The sequence below is a fragment of the Myroides sp. A21 genome, from assembly GCF_000807225.1.
Classification (GTDB): Bacteria; Bacteroidota; Bacteroidia; order Flavobacteriales; family Flavobacteriaceae; genus Flavobacterium; species Flavobacterium odoratimimum.
The window spans coordinates 4,119,606-4,142,485 of record NZ_CP010327.1; the positions used below are offsets into that span (position 1 = coordinate 4,119,606).

27 protein-coding genes are annotated in these 22,880 nt (G+C 34.1%); 13 read left to right on the forward strand and 14 right to left on the reverse strand.

Annotation, left to right across the window (positions count from 1 at the left end):
• Positions 1 to 77: 77 nt before the first annotated feature.
• The 7 genes from MYRA21_RS18445 (at position 78) to MYRA21_RS18475 (ending at position 6,182) form a co-directional block, all read left to right on the forward strand.
• Positions 78 to 623: a DUF1599 domain-containing protein gene (locus MYRA21_RS18445; RefSeq protein WP_006258549.1), complete on the forward strand. Its 546-nt coding sequence runs from the start codon at positions 78 to 80 to the stop codon at positions 621 to 623.
• 28 nt (positions 624 to 651) lie between these two features.
• Positions 652 to 1,752, forward strand: coding sequence for a BT_3928 family protein (locus MYRA21_RS18450; RefSeq protein ID WP_039330289.1), 1,101 nt, complete (start codon positions 652 to 654; stop codon positions 1,750 to 1,752).
• Between the two features lie 12 nt (positions 1,753 to 1,764).
• Positions 1,765 to 2,841 (forward strand): ABC transporter permease, encoded by a 1,077-nt coding sequence (locus MYRA21_RS18455; protein WP_039330292.1) that lies wholly within the window; start codon positions 1,765 to 1,767, stop codon positions 2,839 to 2,841.
• A gap of 24 nt (positions 2,842 to 2,865) precedes the next feature.
• A complete protein-coding gene (locus tag MYRA21_RS18460; RefSeq protein ID WP_006258552.1) occupies positions 2,866 to 3,450 on the forward strand; it encodes a TlpA disulfide reductase family protein in 585 nt (194 codons plus the stop codon).
• A 1-nt stretch (position 3,451) separates the two neighbouring features.
• Complete coding sequence (gene tpiA, locus MYRA21_RS18465) at positions 3,452 to 4,207, forward strand: triose-phosphate isomerase (RefSeq protein ID WP_006258553.1); 756 nt, start codon at positions 3,452 to 3,454, stop codon at positions 4,205 to 4,207.
• Between the two features lie 172 nt (positions 4,208 to 4,379).
• On the forward strand, positions 4,380 to 5,237 hold the full coding sequence (locus tag MYRA21_RS18470; RefSeq protein WP_016648944.1) for an AraC family transcriptional regulator: 858 nt from the start codon (positions 4,380 to 4,382) through the stop codon (positions 5,235 to 5,237).
• 216 nt (positions 5,238 to 5,453) lie between these two features.
• Positions 5,454 to 6,182: an FAD-binding oxidoreductase gene (locus tag MYRA21_RS18475; RefSeq protein ID WP_025126152.1), complete on the forward strand. Its 729-nt coding sequence runs from the start codon at positions 5,454 to 5,456 to the stop codon at positions 6,180 to 6,182.
• A 47-nt stretch (positions 6,183 to 6,229) separates the two neighbouring features.
• On the opposite strand, the gene MYRA21_RS18480 is transcribed toward MYRA21_RS18475, so the two are convergent.
• The gene (locus tag MYRA21_RS18480) at positions 6,230 to 6,862 is read right to left on the reverse strand and encodes a response regulator transcription factor (RefSeq protein WP_039330297.1); all 633 of its coding nucleotides are present in this window, start codon (positions 6,860 to 6,862) and stop codon (positions 6,230 to 6,232) included.
• The gene (locus tag MYRA21_RS18485; RefSeq protein ID WP_039330299.1) at positions 6,855 to 8,816 is read right to left on the reverse strand and encodes an ATP-binding protein; all 1,962 of its coding nucleotides are present in this window, start codon (positions 8,814 to 8,816) and stop codon (positions 6,855 to 6,857) included. The genes MYRA21_RS18480 and MYRA21_RS18485 overlap by 8 nt, the downstream gene beginning before the upstream one ends.
• 165 nt (positions 8,817 to 8,981) lie before the next feature.
• Between MYRA21_RS18485 and MYRA21_RS18490 the strand changes: the two genes are divergently transcribed.
• On the forward strand, positions 8,982 to 9,458 hold the full coding sequence (locus MYRA21_RS18490) for a hypothetical protein (protein WP_006264240.1): 477 nt from the start codon (positions 8,982 to 8,984) through the stop codon (positions 9,456 to 9,458).
• Between the two features lie 195 nt (positions 9,459 to 9,653).
• Here the strand turns inward: MYRA21_RS18490 and MYRA21_RS18495 are convergent, their stop codons facing one another.
• From MYRA21_RS18495 to MYRA21_RS18525, 7 genes are all read right to left on the reverse strand, one after another.
• Positions 9,654 to 10,190 carry a DUF4269 domain-containing protein gene (locus MYRA21_RS18495; protein ID WP_039330301.1) on the reverse strand — a complete coding sequence of 179 codons (537 nt, stop codon included), beginning with the start codon at positions 10,188 to 10,190 and terminating at the stop codon, positions 9,654 to 9,656.
• A 15-nt stretch (positions 10,191 to 10,205) separates the two neighbouring features.
• A complete protein-coding gene (locus MYRA21_RS18500; protein ID WP_006258563.1) occupies positions 10,206 to 10,538 on the reverse strand; it encodes a multidrug efflux SMR transporter in 333 nt (110 codons plus the stop codon).
• Positions 10,539 to 10,598: 60 nt separating this feature from the next.
• Positions 10,599 to 11,159 carry a Crp/Fnr family transcriptional regulator gene (locus MYRA21_RS18505; RefSeq protein ID WP_006258565.1) on the reverse strand — a complete coding sequence of 187 codons (561 nt, stop codon included), beginning with the start codon at positions 11,157 to 11,159 and terminating at the stop codon, positions 10,599 to 10,601.
• A gap of 23 nt (positions 11,160 to 11,182) precedes the next feature.
• The gene (locus MYRA21_RS18510) at positions 11,183 to 11,704 is read right to left on the reverse strand and encodes a GNAT family N-acetyltransferase (RefSeq protein ID WP_006258566.1); all 522 of its coding nucleotides are present in this window, start codon (positions 11,702 to 11,704) and stop codon (positions 11,183 to 11,185) included.
• Positions 11,682 to 12,248 carry an AAA family ATPase gene (locus MYRA21_RS18515; RefSeq protein ID WP_039330304.1) on the reverse strand — a complete coding sequence of 189 codons (567 nt, stop codon included), beginning with the start codon at positions 12,246 to 12,248 and terminating at the stop codon, positions 11,682 to 11,684. Before MYRA21_RS18515 ends, MYRA21_RS18510 begins: the two co-directional genes overlap by 23 nt.
• Positions 12,249 to 12,592: 344 nt before the next feature.
• The gene (locus MYRA21_RS18520) at positions 12,593 to 13,390 is read right to left on the reverse strand and encodes a bifunctional 2-polyprenyl-6-hydroxyphenol methylase/3-demethylubiquinol 3-O-methyltransferase UbiG (RefSeq protein ID WP_039330306.1); all 798 of its coding nucleotides are present in this window, start codon (positions 13,388 to 13,390) and stop codon (positions 12,593 to 12,595) included.
• A gap of 116 nt (positions 13,391 to 13,506) precedes the next feature.
• Positions 13,507 to 13,767 carry a hypothetical protein gene (locus tag MYRA21_RS18525; protein WP_039330308.1) on the reverse strand — a complete coding sequence of 87 codons (261 nt, stop codon included), beginning with the start codon at positions 13,765 to 13,767 and terminating at the stop codon, positions 13,507 to 13,509.
• Positions 13,768 to 13,877: 110 nt separating this feature from the next.
• Between MYRA21_RS18525 and MYRA21_RS18530 the strand changes: the two genes are divergently transcribed.
• Genes MYRA21_RS18530 through MYRA21_RS18540 form a run of 3 tightly spaced genes read left to right on the forward strand, consistent with a single transcriptional unit; the run spans position 13,878 to position 16,070 of the window.
• Complete coding sequence (locus MYRA21_RS18530; protein ID WP_039328445.1) at positions 13,878 to 14,165, forward strand: hypothetical protein; 288 nt, start codon at positions 13,878 to 13,880, stop codon at positions 14,163 to 14,165.
• Positions 14,165 to 14,503 carry an IS66 family insertion sequence element accessory protein TnpB gene (tnpB, locus tag MYRA21_RS18535; RefSeq protein ID WP_082013829.1) on the forward strand — a complete coding sequence of 113 codons (339 nt, stop codon included), beginning with the start codon at positions 14,165 to 14,167 and terminating at the stop codon, positions 14,501 to 14,503. Before MYRA21_RS18530 ends, tnpB begins: the two co-directional genes overlap by 1 nt.
• Before the next feature lie 49 nt (positions 14,504 to 14,552).
• A complete protein-coding gene (locus MYRA21_RS18540) occupies positions 14,553 to 16,070 on the forward strand; it encodes an IS66 family transposase (protein ID WP_039328444.1) in 1,518 nt (505 codons plus the stop codon).
• A gap of 10 nt (positions 16,071 to 16,080) precedes the next feature.
• Here MYRA21_RS18540 and MYRA21_RS18545 read toward each other — a convergent pair whose 3' ends face one another.
• The 4 genes from MYRA21_RS18545 to MYRA21_RS18560 all read right to left on the reverse strand — a co-directional run bounded on the left by MYRA21_RS18545 (position 16,081) and on the right by MYRA21_RS18560 (position 19,813).
• Entirely contained in the window at positions 16,081 to 17,226 is a 1,146-nt protein-coding gene (locus tag MYRA21_RS18545) for a hypothetical protein (RefSeq protein WP_235280012.1), read from the reverse strand.
• Positions 17,227 to 17,905: 679 nt separating this feature from the next.
• On the reverse strand, positions 17,906 to 18,928 hold the full coding sequence (gene arsB / locus MYRA21_RS18550) for an ACR3 family arsenite efflux transporter (protein ID WP_006258570.1): 1,023 nt from the start codon (positions 18,926 to 18,928) through the stop codon (positions 17,906 to 17,908).
• Between the two features lie 4 nt (positions 18,929 to 18,932).
• Positions 18,933 to 19,418: a DUF6428 family protein gene (locus MYRA21_RS18555; RefSeq protein ID WP_039330310.1), complete on the reverse strand. Its 486-nt coding sequence runs from the start codon at positions 19,416 to 19,418 to the stop codon at positions 18,933 to 18,935.
• Positions 19,419 to 19,483: 65 nt separating this feature from the next.
• A complete protein-coding gene (locus tag MYRA21_RS18560) occupies positions 19,484 to 19,813 on the reverse strand; it encodes a helix-turn-helix transcriptional regulator (protein WP_039330312.1) in 330 nt (109 codons plus the stop codon).
• Between the two features lie 232 nt (positions 19,814 to 20,045).
• On the opposite strand from MYRA21_RS18560, the gene MYRA21_RS18565 reads away from it, so the two are divergent.
• Positions 20,046 to 20,567, forward strand: coding sequence for a transposase (locus tag MYRA21_RS18565; protein WP_039330314.1), 522 nt, complete (start codon positions 20,046 to 20,048; stop codon positions 20,565 to 20,567).
• Positions 20,568 to 20,778: 211 nt separating this feature from the next.
• On the opposite strand, the gene MYRA21_RS18570 is transcribed toward MYRA21_RS18565, so the two are convergent.
• Positions 20,779 to 22,179 carry an NAD-dependent succinate-semialdehyde dehydrogenase gene (locus MYRA21_RS18570; protein WP_039330316.1) on the reverse strand — a complete coding sequence of 467 codons (1,401 nt, stop codon included), beginning with the start codon at positions 22,177 to 22,179 and terminating at the stop codon, positions 20,779 to 20,781.
• A gap of 257 nt (positions 22,180 to 22,436) precedes the next feature.
• Here MYRA21_RS18570 and MYRA21_RS18575 point away from each other — a divergent pair, with 257 nt between their 5' ends.
• Positions 22,437 to 22,781: a DUF6660 family protein gene (locus MYRA21_RS18575; protein WP_006258575.1), complete on the forward strand. Its 345-nt coding sequence runs from the start codon at positions 22,437 to 22,439 to the stop codon at positions 22,779 to 22,781.
• Positions 22,782 to 22,880: the final 99 nt, after the last annotated feature.

A 22,880-nucleotide genomic window follows, 5' to 3' on the forward strand; every position in this document is an offset into this window, starting at 1 on the left:
GCTAAAATACTTCTACCTCTTTCAAAGGGTTAGTATTATTAGTATTTTTGAAAAAATATTACACAAATATAATCCAAATGAATACGACTTCTACTCAATTTGATCAAGTAATTGCGATATGCAGAGATTTATATACCAAGAAAATGAAAGACTATGGATGCGCATGGAGAATCCTTAGAATGCCTTCGTTGACTGATCAAATATTTATAAAAGCACAACGCCTTAGAAGTATTCAAGAGAATGAAGTTAGAAAAGTAGATGAAGGAGAAATCCCTGAGTTCATTGGTATTATCAATTATTGTGTGATGGCGCTTATCAATTTAGAGATAGGAGTTGCGAACCAACCTGACTTATCTACTGAAGAAGCAATTGCTTTATACGATCAAAAAGTAGCTGAGACAAAGCAATTAATGGAAGATAAAAACCATGACTATGGAGAAGCTTGGCGTGATTTAAGAGTTAGTTCATTAACAGATCTTATCTTACAGAAACTATTGCGTGTAAAGCAAATTGAAGATAACAAAGGAAAAACCATTGTATCAGAAGGAATAGCTGCTAACTATCAAGATATGCTAAACTATTCTGTATTCGCATTGATACACTTAGATTTACCAAACCAATAAATCACTGTTCTAATACAATCAAATAACTATGAAAATAATTGCTCAATTATCTCGAATATTTGTAGGAATACTATTTATCCTTTCTGGATTAGTGAAACTAAATGACCCTATGGGGTTTTCATATAAGCTAGAAGAATACTTCTCTGAAGCTGTATTAAATATTCCTTTCCTAACTCCTTATGCTGTAGGATTGGCAGTGACTCTTGTGATTGCTGAGGTACTATTAGGAGTTGCTCTGTTAATAGGGTATATGCGAAAGTTGACAATTCTTTTACTGTTCTTAATGATTGTATTCTTCACATTCCTTACATTCTACTCTGCATTCTTTAACAAAGTAACAGATTGTGGATGTTTTGGGGATGCTGTTCCATTAACACCTTGGGGATCTTTCACAAAGGATATTGTATTACTTATCTTGATTCTTATTATCATGAAATATAATCAAGTAATAAAACCTATCTTCTCTGGTAAGATTAACAATATTATAATGATTCTGTCTTTAGTACTATGTAGTTTTATGGGATACTGGGTATTGAACCATTTACCTTTAAAAGACTTCAGAGTTTATAAAGTAGGTACTGATATCGTAAAAGGAATGGAGATTCCTGAAGACGCTCCAAAAGCAGTTTATGAGATTACGTTCTACTATGATGTAAATGGTGAAGAGCGCAAGTTCTCTGATAAAGAGTTAACTAAATTACCTGAAGGTGCTAAATACCTAAGAAGAGAAGAGAAACTTATCTCTGAAGGATACCAACCTCCTATTCATGATTTGACTATGGATAAAGACGGTATTGACCACCTATCTATGATGATGGCAGAACCGAAATTAGTAATGCTTATCTCTTATGACCTAACTAGAGCTGATGAAAAAGGCCTAGAAGCAATGAAAGACTTTGCTAATAAAGCTATTGTTAAAGGATATGTAGTAGCTGGTATGACTGCTTCGAATCAAGACTTAATAGAATCTGTAGTTAGTAAATACAAACTTCCTTTTGACTACTATACATGTGATGGGACTACACTAAAAACAATAGAGCGTGGTAACCCAAGTATAGTAGTAATAGAAAATGGTGTTATTGTAGAGAAGAAACATTGGAATGACAGAGAATCTGTAAACTTAAAATAAGCCTACACGACCTTGTTAAGTTATTTTTTAAAGAAATTATTATACGCATTCTTCACCTTGTTTGGTGTAGTTACTGTTGTCTTCTTTCTATTTAATATTCTTCCTGGAGATCCAGCTAGGATGATGCTTGACCAGAATGAAAACTCAGAACAACTATTAGCTATCAAAAAAAAGTATGGTTTTGATCAACCTAAAGGAAAGCAATATCTGCTTTACTTAAATGACTTATCTCCTATCTCTGTACATAGTGAAACAGAAGGAGATTACAGTTTTAATACCGATCAAAAGTACAATGGAACAGTCCTATTTAGCACAGGGCAATACAACTTGATGCTGAAGACACCATACTTAAGAGAAAGCTTCCAAAAAAGTGGTAAGAAAGTAAGTACTATACTTGGAGAAACCTTGCCAAACACTATTCTATTAGCAACATTAGCTATTAGTATCGCGCTTGGTATTGGTGTACTACTAGGTGTTGTTTCAGCTCTATTTAAAAACACATGGCTAGACAAAACAATAGCCATTATAAGTACTTTTGGGATGAGTATTCCTTCGTTCTTCAGTGCTATTTTATTTGCTTGGATATTCGGGTACGTACTGCATAGTTATACAGGACTACCGATGACAGGAAGTCTCTATGAGGTTGATGATTTCGGAGAAGGAAGACATTTAGTGCTAAAGAATGCTATATTACCTTCGATAGTACTTGGAATAAGACCATTAGCTGTAGTAATTCAGTTAATGAGAAACACACTATTAGAAGTACTTAATCAAGATTATATACGCACAGCCAAAGCTAAAGGACTAAGTACTACGCAGATTATCTATAAACACGCTTTAAAAAACTCTCTGAATCCTGTAGTTACAGCACTATCAGGATGGTTTGCTTCTATGCTTGCAGGAGCTGTTTTCGTAGAATATATCTTCGGGTGGAATGGCTTAGGTAAAGAAATAGTAGATGCACTGAATACACTAGACTTACCTGTGATTATGGGTGCAGTACTTATTATCTCTTCTTCTTTCGTAATCATTACTATTTTAGTAGATTTGATATATGCTTATTTAGACCCTAGAATCAAGTTAAATTAAAACAATAAAACAGAAATAGAATCAATGAAAAAAATATTCATAACATTAGCACTAGCTGCTGCAGTATTTACTTCTTGTAAAGAAAAAGCAGAAACAACTACAGAAGAGATCTCAACTACATTACAAGAGGAGACTTCTGCAACTCCAGAAGTAGAACAAGTAAAAGATACAACTGCATTTGCTTCTAGAGCATTAGAACAAGACTTTGCTGAATTAGATGGGAAGTCAATTACACTTCAACAAATCCTTGATCAACAAAAAGGAAAAGCTATCCTTATAGATGTATGGGCTGCTTGGTGTCCTGATTGTATCAAAGCGGTTCCTACTATGAAAGAGATTAAAGCAGAATTTACAAATGTAGCATTCGTTAATCTTTCTCTTGATAAAACAGAAGAATCTTGGAAAGAAGCAATTGAAAAATATGGTATTGAAGGACTTCACTACTACTCTAAAGAAGGAAAAGGAATGAAAGGAGACTTTGGTAAATCACTAGATTTAAACTGGATCCCTCGTTATATCGTAGTAGATAAAGAAGGAAAAATAGCACTATACAATGCTACTGAAAAGAACTTCGATCAAATAAAAGACTTACTTAAAAAAATTCAATAATATGAGACATTCAATCGTTGCTGGTAACTGGAAGATGCATAAGACATATTCTGAAACGCATACTCTATTAGACGAGTTAATTGAAAAATTACCTTCAGGGAAAGAAGTTGAAGTAATTGTAGCTCCTACTTTTGTAAACCTTGCTAGTGCTGTAGCACATTTAGAAGGAACTAATGTACAAGTAGCTGCACAAAATATGCATCAAGCTGAAGGTGGAGCATTCACAGGTGAAATATCTGCTCAAATGCTTACAAGCATTGGTGTAGAGACTGTGATCATTGGACACTCTGAAAGAAGACATTACTTTAATGAAACTGATGCTGTACTAGCTGATAAAGTAAATACTGCATTACGCCATAATATGCGTGTTATCTACTGTATAGGAGAAGAGCTAAAAGATAGAGAGAATAAACAGTTCTTAAACGTTATCTTTAACCAATTAAGAGATGGGTTATTCCACCTTACTAAAGAGCAATGGAGCAATATCGTTATTGCTTACGAACCTGTTTGGGCTATTGGTACAGGAATGACAGCTACTCCAGAACAAGCTCAAGAAATACATGCTTTTATCCGTCAAGAAATTGATAGAAAGTATGATAAATCTGTTGCTGAGAATACTTCTATTCTTTATGGAGGAAGTGTTAAACCTAGTAATGCTCAAGAAATCTTCTCTAAACCTGATGTAGATGGTGGTCTTATCGGTGGAGCTGCTCTTGTAGCTGATGACTTTGTCGCTATCGTAAATGCTGCTAATTAATAGTATTTCATAATATTAAAGGGCATAAACTTTTGACAGTTTATGCCCTTTTTGCATAACATAACTTATACATATTGCCTTATTTCACACCCCTTTACGAAAGTATTTATTCTCTATTTAAATAGATTCTAAATAATTACAGTATATTTGTAGTCTATTAAATAACAATATAATGACTCATACTAATGATATTATCACTTATAGCCAGTCTCCTAAAGCATTAGGAGGTATTTATATAAAGGATCATACACATATAGAACAAAAAAAGTCTATCATTAACCACACACATAGAGATGATTACTATGTAATTTCTATTGTAACTAATGGAGAGATGAGAATGGACTGTGAAATGGAAACATTCACTGCCTTACGCAATAACATACTTATTGTCAAACCTTACCAAATACACAACGTTAGACACATTAGTGATGACTTCACGGGTTATCTTTTAGGCATACAAGAGTATAGGATACCTAATGACATCAATGACTTGTTATACACTCTACCAGAGAGCCAACAACTTCTAAACATAAAAGAAGAAGAGATGCAAATGCTCGCTACTACTTTTGAGTTAATGAAGAAGCACACTGCTACCAATAGCCAACATAAGATGCAGATCATTAATGGGCTATTCTCAACTGCACTATATAGCATTTGTTCTCAAACAACACATAATTTACAAAACAAAGAGTTAGGGACTCAGTCACAACCAACAGTGATTACAAGCAACTTTAAACGCCTAATCACACACCAGACACATCTAAACCTACCTTCTTATTTTGCAAATGAATTAAGCATTACAACAGCGCATCTGAATGACTGTGTAAAGAAAACCACAGGACAAACAGTTAGTTATTGGTTAAAGAAATCAATACTAGATGAAGCGAAACGCTTACTGTATTATACAAACAAACCTGTTAAAGAAATTGCCTTTAACCTGGGCTTTGAAGACCATACGTATTTTTCTCGTATGTTTAAAAAACTAACCTATCAGACTCCTCTACAATTTAGAGATACTGTAAGAGCTTAATTCTATACTGTGAATTAAGCTCTTTTTTTATAAGAAAAAAGAGAACAGAAAACAGGGAGCAGTCAACTAAATTTAGGGATGTACATAACTCCTAATTCCCCATTGCTAATTCCTTATTCTACACTTCCCCCTTTTTTATCCAATCATCTCCTATTTTAGTTTTACATCGCATTCCTTCTTTTTAATGAATTTTGCTTAAAACTAAAAAAGAAGAAAATGCCAAAGATTCCAAAACTAATAGGTACAATAGTAAAGACTGCATGGAGTAAGATGTTTGTTACTGTAGTAGTTACACAAAAAGAACAGCTAGCTAATGGCTTATTGAGAATACGCTTTGAAGCTGACCTTTCTAATGCTAAATACGAAATAGGACAAGCCATATTAATGCAAATATCAGATACAGAATATCGCAATTACACTCCTAGCATTTTTAATAAAGAAGAAGGGTACTTTGATGTAATATTTCATCAAAAAGCGAAAGGTCCTGGCACTACTTTTTTCAAGAATATCACAGTAGGTACTGAACTCACTTCTAGTTTACCTAGAGGTCTAAATATCTATGATGAGAACACCTATTATCACTTCTTCTATGGAGACGATACCTGTATTGGCTTCTGTCAGGCATTACAAGAAGAAATGAAAAAGAATAACCACAAACTTGAAGGTCTACTTGAGTTAAGTGATCATTCTATCCCTTATGCCAATGACCATCTTCCCCATATGGAATATATTGAGAAATCAGATGATAAGGAAGTGTACCCTGCAGTAGATTATTTAGAATCTATAGATACTTACCGTTGGAATAAACTAGTTCATGGGCAGTTCTATTTAATGGGTAATGGAAAGAGTATTCAGAAGTTTAGAAAGGCACTACGAGCAAAAGGAGTCTCTTCTAACAATATCATTACGCAGCCTTTTTGGGTAGAAGGAAAAATAGGCTTATAAAATGACAAATCTAACTAACTCAATAAACAACTGCTACGGAGAATAAATCAGATTAACTTATTCTCCGTAGCTATTTTTACAAGTTCAAACATATTCTTTGCTTTAAATTTCTGTAACAGATTTCGCCTATGAGTCTCCACTGTAATTACTGATATGAACAGTTTATCTGCTATTTCTGCAGAAGTCAATCCATTAGATATAGCTTGTAGTACCTGCTGCTCTCTTTTAGTCAGTCGTGGCAACTCTACAGGATTAGATAATTGAGTCAACATAATCTCTTGTACTTTCTTACTCAATGCTAACTCTCCATTAATAGCTCTTTCTACACATTCGACTATTTCTTTAGCGTCAGCATTCTTCAGAATATATCCATTACCTCCATTCTCTAAAAATCGAAAGATAATACTTCTCTCTTCCTGATTGCTTATTCCTATCACAACAATATTAGGGGATTTCTGTTTAATCATCTTACAGAAATCTAATCCACTGCCATCATTGAGTACTATATCTAGTAATACCACATCTACTTTATTCTTCTGTACAAAATCTACTATTGCTTCTCCACTACTGAAAAAGAATAATTGATATTTCTCATCTACTTGGAACAATGATTTTAAGCCTTCTAATATCATTGGATGATCATCTACTATCGCTAACGTGATTATATCCTTATTACACATTACATTCTACATTTATCGTTGTTCCTTGCCCTTTTTGAGAGTCTATACTTAATGTTCCATTAATTAACTGTACTCTGCTTTCCATATTTTTAATCCCTAACCCATATACTACCTTAGTAGTGTCAAATCCTACTCCATCATCCTCTATTGTCAGAGTCAATAAGTCTTCATTTTGACTAATCTGTACAATCACATTATCTGCTTGAGCATATTTAATTATATTACTCAATCCTTCCTGTGCTATGCGATACAAAGCTAATTGAGTCTGAAAAGGAATAGTCGTACTTATAGTAAATGCTTCGAACTGAATACTCATTTTTTCATACGTCATAGATTCACACAATTCTTTTAGAGCAATTTCTAATCCTAAATTCTTTAGTGTCTCAGGCATTAGGTTTCTAGATATCCTCCTCATTTCTATGATAGACTTATCTATTTTAGCTAATAGCCCACTAGACTCACTCGTCTCTGTAGAAGAAATAGACATCCTTATATTCGCTAACATTCCTCCCATGCTGTCGTGCAGATCTTGAGCAATGCGTTGTCTTTCTTGTTCCTCCCCTTTTAATACAGCCTGAGAAGCTTCATATTTTCGCTTATTCTCTAAGTTTATCAATTCTTGTTGATGGCTTATGTTAATCTGTTGATTTAGCTTTTGTTGATTTTTATAATTTCTAAAAGCTAATATGGCTATGATTACACTTAGTACTAGGCCTATTGCTAAAAACAGCATACGCATATTTCTATTTTTAGCCATCAAAGCATCTTCCTTTTTCTCTTGTATTAATTGATTAATTGTCTGCTCCTTATCATGAGTATCGTGTATAATCTCTAATTCGTTCATCTTTTCCAACAGCTTTTGTTGTTGGAGGCTATCGCCTAATACACTTGATTTTTTCATCCATTGATAAGCTTCTTTATAATCGCCTAACACCTCATTAACGGCTGCTAACTGTGTAAAAGTTATTTTGCGATTAACAGCTTCTTTACTCAAGATATTATCCTTTAAGATCTGCTCTAAGATAAGTTTAGCTCCCTCGTAATCACTTTGCATCAAATACACATTATAAACGCGGAAATAAAGCATTTGAGTAAGCTTAGGTTGCTTCATTTGCTTAGAGAGTTCTATTCCTTTATTTAAACTCACTAGAGCAGGTTTATACTCCTGTCTAGTGGTGTGATACATTGCTAATTGATAATAATAATTGGGATACTGTCTTGAATTAGGGTAGTGTTCTAACAGTTGAGTCGCTTTATCTAAATAGACCTTAGCTACAGTGCTATTAGCTTGATAACAATAATTACTCACTAAATTAAAATAAGTAATCAAGTGAATAGTTCCCTCTTCTGGCAAGTCCTTTAATACCTCTAAAGCTTTAAAGTGGTACTCTTCTGCTTTATCAAATTGTCCCACTGACATAAAGGTCAACCCTACTTGCGTATTAGCATAAGCTAGATATAACTTATTTCCTGCCTTTTCACTTAATGGAATACACTTCTCTGTCAGCATTTTTAGTAAGACTTCATACCCTTTATCCTCTACTTGCACATATGCGTAGTTATACCAACTTCGAATTAAAACATCTACATTTTCCTTATCCTTCTTCAGCTCTTTAATCGCCTCTTCATAATATTGTTTCGCTTTGCTTTTACTCCCTTGATTAGTCTCATAAATCCCTTGATAATACGCTATCACGCCTTTAGATAACAAATGCTTATGAGGCGAAGACAATACCTTAGTCAGCGCTTCCTTACTTTTCACACTATCTGTAGGAGCATAAAACTCTGCTAAAAGTAAATAGTGTTCTAAACGAATCTTTTCACTCTTACTAGTCTTGATTTGTTCATTTATTTCTCTGAAGTAACCTTCTTCATCTAAAGGTAATAGCTGCTGACCATAACTAAAAGAAATGAATAAAGTAAAAGAAATAAGTAGATAAAGATTTTTCAACATAGAATCATGTATTAAAGTACAAATATCACAATAAAAACACATTCATCATTTACTAATCAAAAATTAATGGTAAACCATTAGAAACAGATTCATGGTATTCTGTGATTGTCATAAAAAGCCAATCTACTGATATTTGTAACTCACATATAAAACAAAACAAAAAACATGAAAAACTCAAAATTAAGAACTGCTTTTTTAAGTGTATTAGCCGTTTTAACATTAGGCTTAACTACTACAGCTTGTAGTAGTGATGATAATAGCACTGACAGTCCAGCTTTAGAAAAGAATACTTACAAAGTCACAGTATCCTTAACTAATGTAGGTGAGAATGATTTTGTTTCTCTAACTTATGCAGGAGGAACACTTAGCGGAAAGACAGATGTATGGAAAGTAAATGGTAAAGTTAGAACAGGTGAGTCTGCTATTAGTCTAGCGAAGAACGACTTCGGTGCTGGTACTAAAACGTATGTAATCGAAACTACTGAGCCAATCAACGCTTTTGCTAATAGTGTACAGATTATTAACTATGGAGAGAGTTTGCCAATCAACTATAAAATAGAAAAAGAAGGAAAAGTATTGGTTAATGAAGAACTAACTTTATCAGGAGATGGTAAAGACTTCTCTAAACAATACGCTTTCTAACACATTCTTATTACTTTCTCAAGTATTGTTTAGTTACTAGAACATCTTTATTATTAGTTGTCTAAGATGTTTACATGAGATGTTTGTTAACGATTACCCACTATAAGTGTTAGTACCTATAGTGGGTAATTTTATGTTTAAAAAGGTACTATACACTAATACATCAACCCCACAATTCCTCTATTTAACCCTATCTTACTCCTTATTGCCATAAGCTAATAAACTATCATAAGGATTGCCAATTAATCCTAATAACTGTGCAAAAGCAGGCTCTGTTTTTACCCCTGCTTTTTTCAGCTTTATTACTTCTTGCTTGAAGCTATCACCTTTCTCGTTTAAGATAGCATATTCGATGAGCATATGTCGATAACCATTTTGTTCTTCTACAGGTCTAGGTTGAGCAAATAACTCTACAGAAAATTCTTCTAACGTAAAGTTGACTACTACAGTAGGTATACCTCCTATCTCTACTTCTGTCAAAGTATAATCTTCTATAAACGAAAACGAAAGTTGTACTGTTTGTATAAACTCCTCTTTATTCTGATAACAACAAGCAATATCTAAATCACTCCCTTCAACGGCAATATCTATCGGAAAAGTACCGATTAATACTGGATCAAACTTACGTAACTTATCCATTACTAATCCTTGTTCTAGTACCTCAGCTATTCGCTGTTGTACCTTATTTCCTTCTCTTAGATAACTCAGCTCTTTAAAATTAATATCACTCATTCTTCTATCTGTTATTTAATGCGCACTCATCTTAGAGAACACATTGATTACAACTACCCCCGCTATAATCAATCCCAGCCCTAATACAGCAGGAACATCTGGTTTTTGGTTATACAGTACTATCGCTATCAAAGTTACTAAAACGATACCTACTCCTGACCATATCGCATACGCTATCCCTACGGGAATAGTGCGAAGAGTCTGACTTAAACAATAAAATGCAGCCGCATACATCAATACAGTCAATACACTAGCTCCTAATTTAGAAAATTGTTCTGATGCTTTTAAAGCACTTGTACCTATTACTTCACACACAATAGCTACTGCTAAAAAGATAAAATTCTTCATATATCATTTATTTACGCCACAAAAATAGCCCTCAACAGAGGGCTACTTTTTTGATATATGTCAAATTCTTCTGATTCTACTAAGTGTTTCTTGGGAGATCCCTAGATAAGATGCGATATTTCCTAAAGGGATTCTATTCACATCACTCCCTAGATCTTTTAATAATCTGTGGTATCGCTCTGTAGCAGACATGGTCTGAAGTTGAAAAGCTCTATCTTCTAACTGTAAACAATAGTCTTCTGTAGAGCGTCTTAAAATCAAGTTTAACTCAGGATACTCTTTAAAAAAACGAAATATAACTTGGTTTGGAATCGCATGTACCACACAGTCTTCCATACATTGTATAAACTCAAGAGAAGCTTTGCTCTTATACATCTGATAAGTAGACCCCATGATGGTTTGTTCAAAAGCAAACCATACATCTATCTCTTGATCATTATGCATATAGAATCCACGCACAAAGCCTTCTTCTAAAACATAAAGACTACCTGATAGTTGTCCTTTTTTTAGTAGGTACTCCCCTTTTCTCTTATAAAATATCTGAGTATTTTTCTCCAAAGCCTCTTTACACATTGGTGATAAATACCCGTATTGCTCGAATAATCTAATTAACATATTCATAGCGTTCCTTCGTTATAGCCTTTTTATTTCTTAAGTCTAATATACCAAAAATTTGGCACACCTTCATCTAAAAATGTATCGACTACTTTAAAACCTACTTTTTCTAACACATGTCTAGAGCCATCATTACCTACTTCAGAACTAGCATGTATCGGTAACGTTGTCAAATGTTTGTCTGCATATACTAAGCATGCTTTCGCAGTCTCAGTAGCATATCCCTTACCCCATGCCTCGTAGATAAAGCGGTATCCTAAATCTAAGTATTCTGCGACTCCACTAGGACCGTCTTTTAAATACTTAAAGCCTGTCCACCCGATAAAAGTATTCGTTTCTTTCTCTATCACAGCCCATCTTCCGATACCGAAGTCTTCGTATTGCTGACGAATAAATCTGATTACGCCGAGCGCCTCTTCTTTACTCCCTATCGGTTTCTTACCTAAGAACTCTAACACTCGGATATCTCCGTCTAAAGCCAATATCCCCTCTACATCTCCTTCTTCTAAAGGGCGAATTATTACTCTATCAGTCTCTATTATTTCTTTCATTTTCTTCTTTCTTTAATTGATTCATTACGAAGGTTACGCGTTCATCTACTGTCCCTTTAGGCACCTCTATTAGAGTATAACCATATCGTTGATACGTTGTTTTCATTGTCTCATAAGTTGCCCTAGCTACCTCCATATCCTGTTTGCGTTCTTTGTCTTGCGTATAGATTTCTCCCCACGGAGGTAAGATAAAGACAGTTGGCATATAGGGAAGACTGGAGGCGATACTATGCTGTGCCTCACTTATATCTAATCCTTCTAATACGGCATAGCCTATGCTATCGAGTATCCCTCTGTCCCATAATATAACCTCATCCGTTATACAATGTTCGTAATCATAAACAGACTGAGATAGCATCGCTTCATAAAATAATTGTTTATTCTCCCAAGGCAGTACATCGCTACCCAATGCTTGTTCGCGCTGGATAATAGCCCTCCCCACTTCAGGCATTACGGTATATCCTTGAGCTTCTAAGGCATGAAGTAACGTCGTTTTTCCGCTACCTGGGCCTCCTGTAAATATATAGAATGGTGGTATGTTCATGTATAAAATATGGTATTACTCACTCTTATTGATAATCTCAACAAGAGCAAAACTGTTGTTACTGATACTTGTATTCTTAGGAAAAACGAAAAGCAATCACTGTAGTAGTACCTACACACTTTTCTAAAAATGAAGTCATTAAGATAGAAGATAAACTTAATGTAGTAAGGCAAATTTACTCAAAATATCCTAATCCCAAAAAACAAACGCATTACCGCCTCACTATGGATATAGATATACACCTCATATTCTATTCACTCTATACTATAATATACGCTATATATAGACTCAACTATAGGCACGGATTATACTCTGTTATCTCATATATATAAGCCGCGTCATGCTTACTTTCCTGCTACGATAGCATATACTAAAGGAGCTTTATCTCCAAAAGGTTTAATCTGATACTTCTTAGGTGCTATCTCTACCACCTGATTAAAACAAGGATAAGGAGAATAATTATGTTCTTCGAAGGCCTTTATTTGCAATTGATTATTAACCAATCCCTGCACAACATCAGCAATACTGTGATTCCAACTTACACTACCAAACTCGGCATCAGCAGTCTTATCTGCGTAGGTACCTGTCTCTGTCTCTACAATAGGCTCTATATTAAAATAAGAGTACTCAATCTTAGTAAAATCGTAGTCATACATCCAAATGAAAGGATGAAACTCTACGAATACAAATTTACCTCCTGGTTTGACAAACTTAGATACTACTTCAGCCCATTTATTCATATCAGGTAACCAACCTATCACTCCATAACTGGTATATACGATATCAAACTGCTCTTCTAACACCTCTGGCAGTTGATACACATCACTGCAAATAAAACGAACATCTAGTCCTAACTGCTGAGCTAGTTCACTCCCTTTTTCTACAGCTTTATCAGACAGATCTACACCTGTTACATCTGCCCCCATTCTAGCTAACGAAAGCGTATCTTGTCCAAAGTGACATTGTAAATGAAGAACCTTTTTCCCTCTAACATCTCCTAACAAGTTTAACTCTATCTCATTTAGAGAAGTCTCCCCTGCCAAAAAATCTTTCATATTATAGAACTCAGAATCTACATGCAAAGCCACCTTCTCATTCCAAGTTTTTTTATTGATCTCTATATAGTTATTATTTGTGTCCATGATTAGTTTACTCTTTCTATTTTAAGAAAGCTAAAAATAATAATTCCCATTTATAAATCATCTACAGAGATGGTGTATTTTAAGGAGATACAGAGACCATTAGTATAATTTTAAAATTAGAACTCTTTTTTTACTAATTCAACAGCATCATTTATAGAGTTTTTTCCTTCAAAATACTTTGTTTTTATTTCTTCAAACTTCTTATCATCCTTAATTGTCTCCTTTAACGTAGAACATAGAAAATCATAGTTTGTAAAATCAGTTTTTGTCATAAGAATATTTCTTAACCAACTCCACATCTGTTTATCTCCGATTTCTTTTCGTATCGCCTCGAATAACAAAGGTGCATAGTAATACACATATAACTCTCTATCCAAATACTCTTCTTGAGACTTTATTTTACCAAACGGAATAACGTATCCGCCCGAGCAACTACATGTTTCATAACATGATGTAAGATAGTAAGTTTGCTTGAAATAATAAAGAGATGAGCAAACAAGAAATTATGTACTCTCATGTAGAGGATTGGAAAGCAAGTGGATTAACACAATCAAAGTATTGTGAAAGTGCAGGAATTAACCTGGCGACATTTAGCTATTGGGTAGTAAAATATAAGAATAAGACAGTTGAAGATGGAGCAAGTAACTTTATAGCAATAGGTAAAACATCGAAAACAGAAGGTACAGAATACGAAATCGTGTATCCTAATGGAGTGAAGCTTCGTGTAAAAACGAAAGACTTAAGTGATCTTTATTCATTAGTAAACCTTGTGTAATGTTTAGTCTGAGTAGTAGCCACCAATTCTATTTATATAAATCAGCATGCGATATGCGCAAGAGTTTCGATAGTCTTTGTGGTCTTGTTCAAAACGAATTGAATCAAGTAGCTCACAATGGAAGTGTCTATGTCTTTATCAATCGTCGCTGTAACCAAATGAAGCTTTTGCATTGGGAAACAGGCAGATTTGTGTTATATCACAAGCGATTAGAACAAGGAACTTTTGCCTTTCCTTCTCATAACAAGTCACAAATAAGTTGGAGTGATTTGGTGCTTATGATTGAAGGAATCCAAGTAATAAAAAGTAGTCAAAAAAGACGGTTTTCTATGAAGTAAATACTCTTGAATCCTTGTGTAAATGTGGCTTTTGTCGTATATTTACTTCATGGAAATAGACCTTGAAAACTTATCAAAACAAGAACTTTTGACGCTTATAAAACAGCAGTCAAAAACTATTTCTAAACAAGAACAAGAGAACATTAAGTTAGAGGAAAAAGCTACTAAGTATGAATATTTGTTCAAACAACTTCAACGCATGAAGTTTGGTCAAAGCAGAGAGCGCTTTGAAGATCCTAATCAGACTCAATTACCTTTAGATGTTGAGCCAGAAGTTATGCAAGAACAAGAAGAGGTAATCAAACAAGAGATCACTTATTCTCGCCAGAAGAAAAAACATCCAGGAAGAGCTAAACTACCCGATCATTTACCTGTAGAAGAAATAGAAATCTACCCAGAGGGAGATTTTTCTGATAAGATTTGTATTGGCAAAGAAACTACAGATGTCTTAGATTATGTTCCAGGTTACTTTAAAATAAAACGTTACATCCGATATAAATACGCCACGAAAGACAAAGACAATACGCAAATCAGTATTGCACTGCTTCCAGAGCGAATTATAGATAAAGGAATACCTTCTGAAGGATTATTATCTACAATACTTGTTGACAAGTATGTAGATCATCTTCCACTACACCGTCAGAAGCAACGCTTTTCAAGAGAAAATATCGATATAGCTTCTTCTACTATAGATGGCTGGGCAGCTCAATGTATGGATGCTTTAAAACCACTATATGAAAAGCTTGTGATGGACATCAAAAATGAAGGTTATCTTCAAGTTGATGAAACCACCATCAAAGTCTTAGATGAGAAAAAGAAAGACAAATCTCATTTAGGCTATTACTGGGTATATCACGCACCTATATCCAAACTCGTGATGTTTAATTACAGTCCTACTCGTGCCAGTAGTGCTGCATTACCTATATTAGAAAACTTCAAAGGATATCTGCAAACCGATGGTTACGCGGGATATAAAGCCTATGGGAATAAGTCAGGTGTCACACATCTTGGCTGTTGGGCACACGCTCGTCGTGAATTTGAAAGAGCTTTAGACAATGATAAAACAAGAGCTCAACATGTACTTGTAGAAATACAGAAGCTATATGCTGTGGAACGACAGGTTAAAGAACAAAACTTAACTCCTGATCAAATCAAAGAGCTTCGTCTGAAAGAGAGTTTACCAATCATCAATGAACTTGGTAAATATATGTTTACTCAGATGAAATTAACTTTACCTAAAAGTCAAATAGGTAAAGCTTTTGCTTACTCACAAACTAGATGGGATAACCTAAGTGCATATTTATACAATGGGAACTTACAGATAGATAACAACCTTGTAGAAAACGCAATCAGACCTGTAGCACTTGGGCGTAAAAACTATCTCTTTGCTGGTTCTCATGATGCTGCACAAAGAGCTGCTATGGCCTATACGTTTTTTGCTAACTGTAAAAAGCACGACGTTAATCCATACCAATGGTTAAAATATGTTCTTGAAAATATTCAATCCATCAACCACAAGAACATTACAGACCTATATCCTCATAATTACAAAGACCTTATAGGATAATTTTCATACACTACAAGATGTACTTGCTCGGGTGGATACGAATAACAGCTTCTTTAAACTTATCTAATGCCTCTATCTTTCTAGATACTATCCCTTTATAAATATCCTTACCTAAGACATCCTTAGTTAATTGCCAAGATAGATATTCTGCAAATCCTTCACTCATCATATCTCCTAACTCTGAATTAAACACCTTATAAGTCCCAAAGTAATAATGTCCTAATTCATGTGCTATAAAAGGTCTAAACCAATTCTGTGTCTTAGGCTTAAAAATACTTTTCAATCCATTATTTCCCCAACCAATAGTATATATACTAGGATAAGATACAAACATCCAAGAATTATTCTTAGAAGTAGGTGTAGTATTTATAAATACTGTTTCTTGTTCAAATGGAATACCGATATTAGTAGTATAATATTTTTTAAATGATTCTATCAAATGGCCGAATTCTTTTATTTGACTTTCTTCAATATCTGGATTTAATAAATAGGTATTATCAACTTTTGAATATTTGTAATCTCCACTAAAAATAGCTAGTTCTTGAGGTACATCACTGTTAAATCGATGAGTTTGGCTCTTCACTGGTATATTCCCATTGATATAAAGCGTAGTACAGTCCTTACATGTTAATTCAATATCATATTTTACCCTATCATAAGCCTTATCCTTATCTATATCGTATAAAACAGGATACCAACCTGATTGATTCCCATCTGCTCTAACAGAATAATTATTAAAAGCTATATTCCCTTTCCAATCCTCTCTACTATAATTCTCAATAGTATCAGTAGCTACAGGAAATTTACCTACATATCTTATCTGCAAAGATTTAGGTAGAAACTTGCCACTCTTAGTATTATCTGCAAAATAGTAAGCTAATGTTTCTCCTGTTGAAGTTGAATCTGTAACTGATTTATCTGCATAGATTAAAAAGTCATTTGGTTCCTTACTTCTAAAGTGTAAAGGGTTCATGCCTGAGTTTAAACGAATATAATAGTTCTTTAACTGCGGAATATCTGATAAAGTCAAGTCACATTCAAAGGTTCCCTCTTTAATAGAAATATTAACTTTTCCCGTGATTAAAGGTGCATTTTCTTGAGCAAACAAATACATTGATGTAAGGAAGATCAGTACTAGCAAATATGCTTTTTTCATAATATAGTATAGGTATGTTTAATAAGTTACAAGATAATAAAAAACAACCCCTTAATAATCAAAAAGTTATACTATTAATCAAACAAATAGCTTATTCTAAAGAATTATAAAATCTGAATAACATAATTAAACCTATAGTTCATTATAAGCACACATTCAATAGTTCTAGTATTATTCTATTCTCCTAAAAATACCCTGACACATCTTAATAACTTTTTCTCTATACAATTCTCTTCCACCTCAATAGAATCACAAGAGCTAATCCTAGAACAATAGCTGGATAATAAAAGGAGCATCCTTCGACAAACCATCGCTTTCCTCCACCATTCTCTAGGTATTGTCCATGAATTGTCCAAGGATTTTGCTGTATGCCTCGTATTTACTAGGGTTAAAGCAGGTATGAGTAAAGTATAAAAAACAGTCAAAAACAAACAAAACACTAACAATCAACAACTTAAGATAAAATATCCTTCAAAAAAATGATAGCTTTTTTTAATATATTGGTTGTATAAAGGTCAAAACAACTGCTTTAACTAAAAAAATAAGAGTAAAAAAAGCTATTTACCATTAAAAAACAGTAAAAAGAAGAGAGAAAACAAAAAAAGTACAGGTAGTTTTCTCGAATAGATACAGTAACAAAAAGACGCAGTTCTGTGGTGAACTACGTCTCTATCTATATTTATTTTTGATAATATTTCTTTTGCCAATACAAGCTTAATCTCACAAGAGCAATTAAAACAGGTACTTCTACCAAAGGCCCGATTACTCCAACAAAAGCTTGGGGAGAATGTATTCCAAAGACTGCAATAGCAATGGCAATAGCTAATTCAAAGTTGTTTCCTGAAGCAGTGAAAGCGATAGCAGCATTGTGATCATAAGGTAATTTCATACGATAATTCAGCCAAAAACTGATGGCAAACATCAATACAAAATAAATGACTAAAGGAATACCTACTTGTATCACTTCCATCGGTAATTCTACTACTTGCTGTCCTTTAAAAGAGAACATCAACAGTATCGTAAACAATAAAGCATACAAGGTAAAAGGTGATATGCGTGGAATAAACCTGTGATTATACCACTGCTCTCCTTTGTATTTCACCAAGTATTTTCGGCTTAAGAAGCCTGCTAAAAAGGGAATTCCTAAGTAGATCAAGACACTTTGTATCACATCACTTATCTCTATATGTACATCATAAGTAGCCAAACCTAATTTGGCAGGTAGTACATTGATAAAAAGCCATACATATACACTGTAAAAAAGTACTTGAAACACACTATTCAGAGCTACTAACATAGCAGCATATTCTTTATTTCCTTTTGCCAAATCATTCCATACTAGCACCATCGCTATACACCTAGCCAATCCGATTAGAATCACTCCTATCATATAGTCAGGCTGATCCCTCAAAAAAATAATAGCCAACACAAACATAAGAACAGGACCAATCACCCAATTCAGTAGTAAGGATGAAGTCAATGCCTTTTTATCTTCAAACACTTTTGGTAATAAGTTATAATCCACCTTAGCTAATGGAGGATACATCATCACAATCAACCCTATCGCTAGAGGGATATTCGTACTCCCAATAGACACCGATGCCATAAGATCTTGAATGCGGGGAAAGAAATAACCGACGCCAACACCTAATATCATGGCCAAAAATATCCAAAGGGTAAGGTAGCGATCTAAAAATTTCATCCTTTTATTTCTCATCCGAACAACACTCGCTACTAGGTGAACAACAAGATTCTGCTTTTAAAGAAGACAGAGCTACTTTAGGTTTAGATACAGGTATACCACATGCATCTTCTGCTAAACACGCTGTCAAGGTATTTTGTAATACAAAGTGCTTATTAGTTGTATCAAAACCAAGATTATACTTACCTATAGTAGCCTGTTGATACTCTACCTCTACTTCAGCATCTTGGATCTGTAATAAACGCTCAGACAAATTAATAATGTGCAATAGCTTCTCAGCTTTCAGTTGATGATCGTAATCATCTGCTAACCACAACTGGAAACTCACTTTCTGCTCTTTTCGTACAGTACCTCCACAGTCAATAAAGTTTTTATCAATCTGACCTACTTCTGTAATATGAAAATGCGAGGGTACACTATTACCGTCTTCTAATTTAAATACCACGTCTTGCATGGTTGCTAACACTTGTTTTACTTCTGATAATTTCATATTTCTAAATTTTAATGCTCATTAATACATCGTAATATTACGATACGTTGGTTTAAAAAAATGCTTTAGCAGCATTCGTTGTTTTGAATAGATTGTGCAAAGAATAACCCAAATTCTTGAGCAAATTCATTCCATACAGTATCATCTATACAATAACAGACAGACTTCCCTTCTATACTTCCCTTAATAAGACCACTTTTTTTTAACTCTTTCAGATGTTGAGATATAGTTGCTTGTGCAAGACCTAATTCTTCTACTAAGTCATTACAGATACAGGCTTTCTGATTAATGATGTATTGAAGAATAGCTAATCTAGCAGGATGCGCTAGTACTTTAAACATACTCGCTAACCGATTCTTTTTCTCGCTAAACAATTCTGCTTTTGTAATTCCCATAATCTCTTCATTTAATACATCGCAATATTACGATACATTATTTAAATAGCAAAGGAAATGAGGGATAATTACACGAATGATATAAGGAGAGACGCAATACTTTGCGCCTAACAGAATAATACACACAATCAAGGTCATGTAGAGACGCAACACTTTGCGTCTAACACCCAGTATTTAAATGCATTAAAAAAAACAGGAATACTTTTTGTAGATATTACTTAAACCAAAAACAATGAATCAAAACAATAAAATATATAGAAGTCCTACTAACAGGGCTCAATGGTGGGATTATAGTAATAATGGTACTTACTTTATTACAATATGTACAAAAGATAGAATCAATTACTTTGGTACAATTCAACAAGAAGAAATAATCTTGAGCCCATTAGGACATAGCGTATTAAAATGTTGGAATAATATTCCTTCATATCATCCTTATGTCATCTTTGATGCTTTTATCATAATGCCTAATCATATACATGGTATTTTACATATTAACAACAGTAACACATTTAATGACAACAGCACATTAAAAAAGGAATGCAAAGTTACTTCTGGTAGTTTAGGCTCTATAATAAGAGGATTTAAAGTAGGAGTAAAGAAAGATGCTTACACACTAAATATTCCTTTTTTCTGGCAACCAAGATATCATGATCATATCATACGAACTGCAGAATCTTATATTAAGATTGCTAATTATATTATAATGAATCCTATTACATGGAAACAAGACAAATTCTATAATAACCTATAAATCATATTGATGGACATACTATACGGTAGACGCAATGTATTGCGTCTCTACAGAACATTACTGGTAGACACACTACACGTTAGATACAATGTATTGTGCCTCTACAGAACATTCTTTGTCATATAAAATTCATTAACCAATGAATATAAAAAAAAGAGGATGTTCTATAAAGAACACCCTCCACTTAAACAATTAAAAGTACTTATTACTACTAATAAGCTTTATCTATATCAGTTACTCTGATCAGTTTTTCATTGACGAATTCATGGATACCGTATTTCGCTTGTTCTCTACCATACCCTGACTTCTTCGTACCACCAAAAGGTAATTCTGGTGAGATACCTGTCACATGGTTGATATACACCATTCCGGTAGCGATCTGACGAGCGACCTTCACTCCTCTTTCTTTATTCTCTGTGAATACACTACCACCTAATCCATAATCTGTATCATTAGCTAATGCGATAGCCTCTGCCTCGTTCTCTACTTCATAAATCATAAATACAGGCCCGAAGATCTCTTCACTATAGGCATCCATCCCTTTCTTGATACCAGTTAGAATAGTTGGTTCCATAAACCATCCCTCTCTATCTAATTTATTTCCACCATAGACTAACTTAGCGCCTTGTTCTACAGCTTTCTTCACTTGTTTTAATACATCTTCTCTAGCTTTCTCACTACTTAGAGGTGCTAACTGAGTATCGGCTGACATAGGATCTCCTACTTTTGTTTGCTTTACTTGTTCAGTCACTCCTTCAATAAACGCCTTAGCTAATTTCTTATCTATTATAAGACGTTTAGGCGATACACATACTTGACCAGCATTCCATAGTCGACCTTCCACGGCTCCTTTGATAGCTTTATTAAGATCTGCATCATCTAGTACCACGAAAGCATCACTACCTCCTAACTCTAATGTCGTTTTCTTAATGTGCTTACCTGCAGCAGCAGCTACACTCGATCCTGCTGGCTCACTTCCTGTGAATGCTACAGCTTTCACTCTAGGATCACCGATAATCGCTTCTATAGATGCTCCTGGCACAAATAAGTTAGTGTATACCCCATCAGGTAGACCACATTCTTTAAAGATTATCTCCATAATCTCTGCACATTGAGGAATATTAGAAGCGTGTTTTAACACCATTGTATTCCCTGCCATAAGATTAGGAGCAGCAGAACGTGTAATCTGATAGAATGGGAAGTTCCACGGCTGTACACTAAGGATAGTACCTATGGGTTCTTTACTAATAAATGCTTCTCCGTGAGGTGTTTTTATCTTTTCATCTGCTAATAAGGTTTCTGCATTAGTAGCATAGAAGTCAAAGATATCCGCACATAATAGCACTTCTCCTATCCCTTCACTGTGTAGTTTACCCATCTCACGAGTGATTAAGGCTCCTAGCTCTTCCTTACGTGCTCTGAAAGCTTCTGCTACTTTATGAATAATAGCTGCTCTTTCTTTTATCGTTGTCTTTCCCCATGTCAGAAAGGTCTTATCTGCTTTAGCTAAGATCTTATCTATTTCTTCAGGTGACATCACTGGATACACTTTTTCTTCTTTTCCCGTAGTTGGGTTAATTGTTTTAATACTTGATTTTATCTGTGTACTCATAATTATATTTTTTTAAGTTCCCACTAATTTACTTAATTGAAAATGAAACACTTAAAAACTTATGTTAAATCCCTATAAGCGAAGAAAATATAACAAATGTGAGTCTGAATAACACAAGGATCTCATAAGAACAAGAACTGTTGTACTATAATAAACAGTAGTATGAGTCTATTGTATTCCATATTTAGCTATGCAACACTGTTGCAAAGACATAGTCTATGTTTTATCATCTCATCTCTTTCTACTATATTTGCCTTATGAAACAATTCAACAACATATTAAACTTATTTCTTTCGTTAGTTTTTCTAGCGATAAGTTTCTATCCTTGTGCGGATAGTTATGTTGATTTGAATATTACTCAAAGTACAGAATCTATACACTTAACTTCTTTACAACAGGCTGACTCTGATATAGACCACTTAGATGTGTGTTCTCCATTGTGTAGCTGTTCTTGTTGTGCAGTTTCTTTAACTGTGGCAGAAGTTATTAATGTAATAGACCTTTCTTCTGTAAAACACAATCACAAAATCCCTTCATATCACAAAGATGCTGTGATTAGAATGGAGTATCCTATTTGGCAACCACCTAAGATAGTTGCTTAATACCCTTTTAACTTTTTATTTCTATCTATTCATTGAGCTATAATATTGTTCAATGAACCTTTAGAGCTACTTATTTCTGTAGACATATTCTAACAGAGA

What these genes read in the sequence shown, in the direction of transcription:
- MYRA21_RS18575 (WP_006258575.1), top strand. Translation starts at nt 22,437, where the DNA reads ATGAAACAATTCAACAACATATTAAACTTATTTCTTTCGTTAGTTTTT.
- arsB (WP_006258570.1), bottom strand. Translation starts at nt 18,928, where the DNA reads ATGAAATTTTTAGATCGCTACCTTACCCTTTGGATATTTTTGGCCATG.
- tpiA (WP_006258553.1), top strand. Translation starts at nt 3,452, where the DNA reads ATGAGACATTCAATCGTTGCTGGTAACTGGAAGATGCATAAGACATAT.
- MYRA21_RS18515 (WP_039330304.1), bottom strand. Translation starts at nt 12,248, where the DNA reads ATGAACATACCACCATTCTATATATTTACAGGAGGCCCAGGTAGCGGA.
- MYRA21_RS18545 (WP_235280012.1), bottom strand. Translation starts at nt 17,226, where the DNA reads ATGAAAAAAGCATATTTGCTAGTACTGATCTTCCTTACATCAATGTAT.
- MYRA21_RS18505 (WP_006258565.1), bottom strand. Translation starts at nt 11,159, where the DNA reads ATGAATATGTTAATTAGATTATTCGAGCAATACGGGTATTTATCACCA.
- MYRA21_RS18570 (WP_039330316.1), bottom strand. Translation starts at nt 22,179, where the DNA reads ATGAGTACACAGATAAAATCAAGTATTAAAACAATTAACCCAACTACG.
- MYRA21_RS18500 (WP_006258563.1), bottom strand. Translation starts at nt 10,538, where the DNA reads ATGAAGAATTTTATCTTTTTAGCAGTAGCTATTGTGTGTGAAGTAATA.
- MYRA21_RS18490 (WP_006264240.1), top strand. Translation starts at nt 8,982, where the DNA reads ATGAAAAACTCAAAATTAAGAACTGCTTTTTTAAGTGTATTAGCCGTT.
- MYRA21_RS18495 (WP_039330301.1), bottom strand. Translation starts at nt 10,190, where the DNA reads ATGAGTGATATTAATTTTAAAGAGCTGAGTTATCTAAGAGAAGGAAAT.
- tnpB (WP_082013829.1), top strand. Translation starts at nt 14,165, where the DNA reads ATGTTTAGTCTGAGTAGTAGCCACCAATTCTATTTATATAAATCAGCA.
- MYRA21_RS18470 (WP_016648944.1), top strand. Translation starts at nt 4,380, where the DNA reads ATGACTCATACTAATGATATTATCACTTATAGCCAGTCTCCTAAAGCA.
- MYRA21_RS18445 (WP_006258549.1), top strand. Translation starts at nt 78, where the DNA reads ATGAATACGACTTCTACTCAATTTGATCAAGTAATTGCGATATGCAGA.
- MYRA21_RS18555 (WP_039330310.1), bottom strand. Translation starts at nt 19,418, where the DNA reads ATGAAATTATCAGAAGTAAAACAAGTGTTAGCAACCATGCAAGACGTG.
- MYRA21_RS18475 (WP_025126152.1), top strand. Translation starts at nt 5,454, where the DNA reads ATGCCAAAGATTCCAAAACTAATAGGTACAATAGTAAAGACTGCATGG.
- MYRA21_RS18560 (WP_039330312.1), bottom strand. Translation starts at nt 19,813, where the DNA reads ATGGGAATTACAAAAGCAGAATTGTTTAGCGAGAAAAAGAATCGGTTA.
- MYRA21_RS18510 (WP_006258566.1), bottom strand. Translation starts at nt 11,704, where the DNA reads ATGAAAGAAATAATAGAGACTGATAGAGTAATAATTCGCCCTTTAGAA.
- MYRA21_RS18530 (WP_039328445.1), top strand. Translation starts at nt 13,878, where the DNA reads ATGAGCAAACAAGAAATTATGTACTCTCATGTAGAGGATTGGAAAGCA.
- MYRA21_RS18540 (WP_039328444.1), top strand. Translation starts at nt 14,553, where the DNA reads ATGGAAATAGACCTTGAAAACTTATCAAAACAAGAACTTTTGACGCTT.
- MYRA21_RS18520 (WP_039330306.1), bottom strand. Translation starts at nt 13,390, where the DNA reads ATGGACACAAATAATAACTATATAGAGATCAATAAAAAAACTTGGAAT.
- MYRA21_RS18450 (WP_039330289.1), top strand. Translation starts at nt 652, where the DNA reads ATGAAAATAATTGCTCAATTATCTCGAATATTTGTAGGAATACTATTT.
- MYRA21_RS18485 (WP_039330299.1), bottom strand. Translation starts at nt 8,816, where the DNA reads ATGTTGAAAAATCTTTATCTACTTATTTCTTTTACTTTATTCATTTCT.
- MYRA21_RS18480 (WP_039330297.1), bottom strand. Translation starts at nt 6,862, where the DNA reads ATGTGTAATAAGGATATAATCACGTTAGCGATAGTAGATGATCATCCA.
- MYRA21_RS18460 (WP_006258552.1), top strand. Translation starts at nt 2,866, where the DNA reads ATGAAAAAAATATTCATAACATTAGCACTAGCTGCTGCAGTATTTACT.
- MYRA21_RS18565 (WP_039330314.1), top strand. Translation starts at nt 20,046, where the DNA reads ATGAATCAAAACAATAAAATATATAGAAGTCCTACTAACAGGGCTCAA.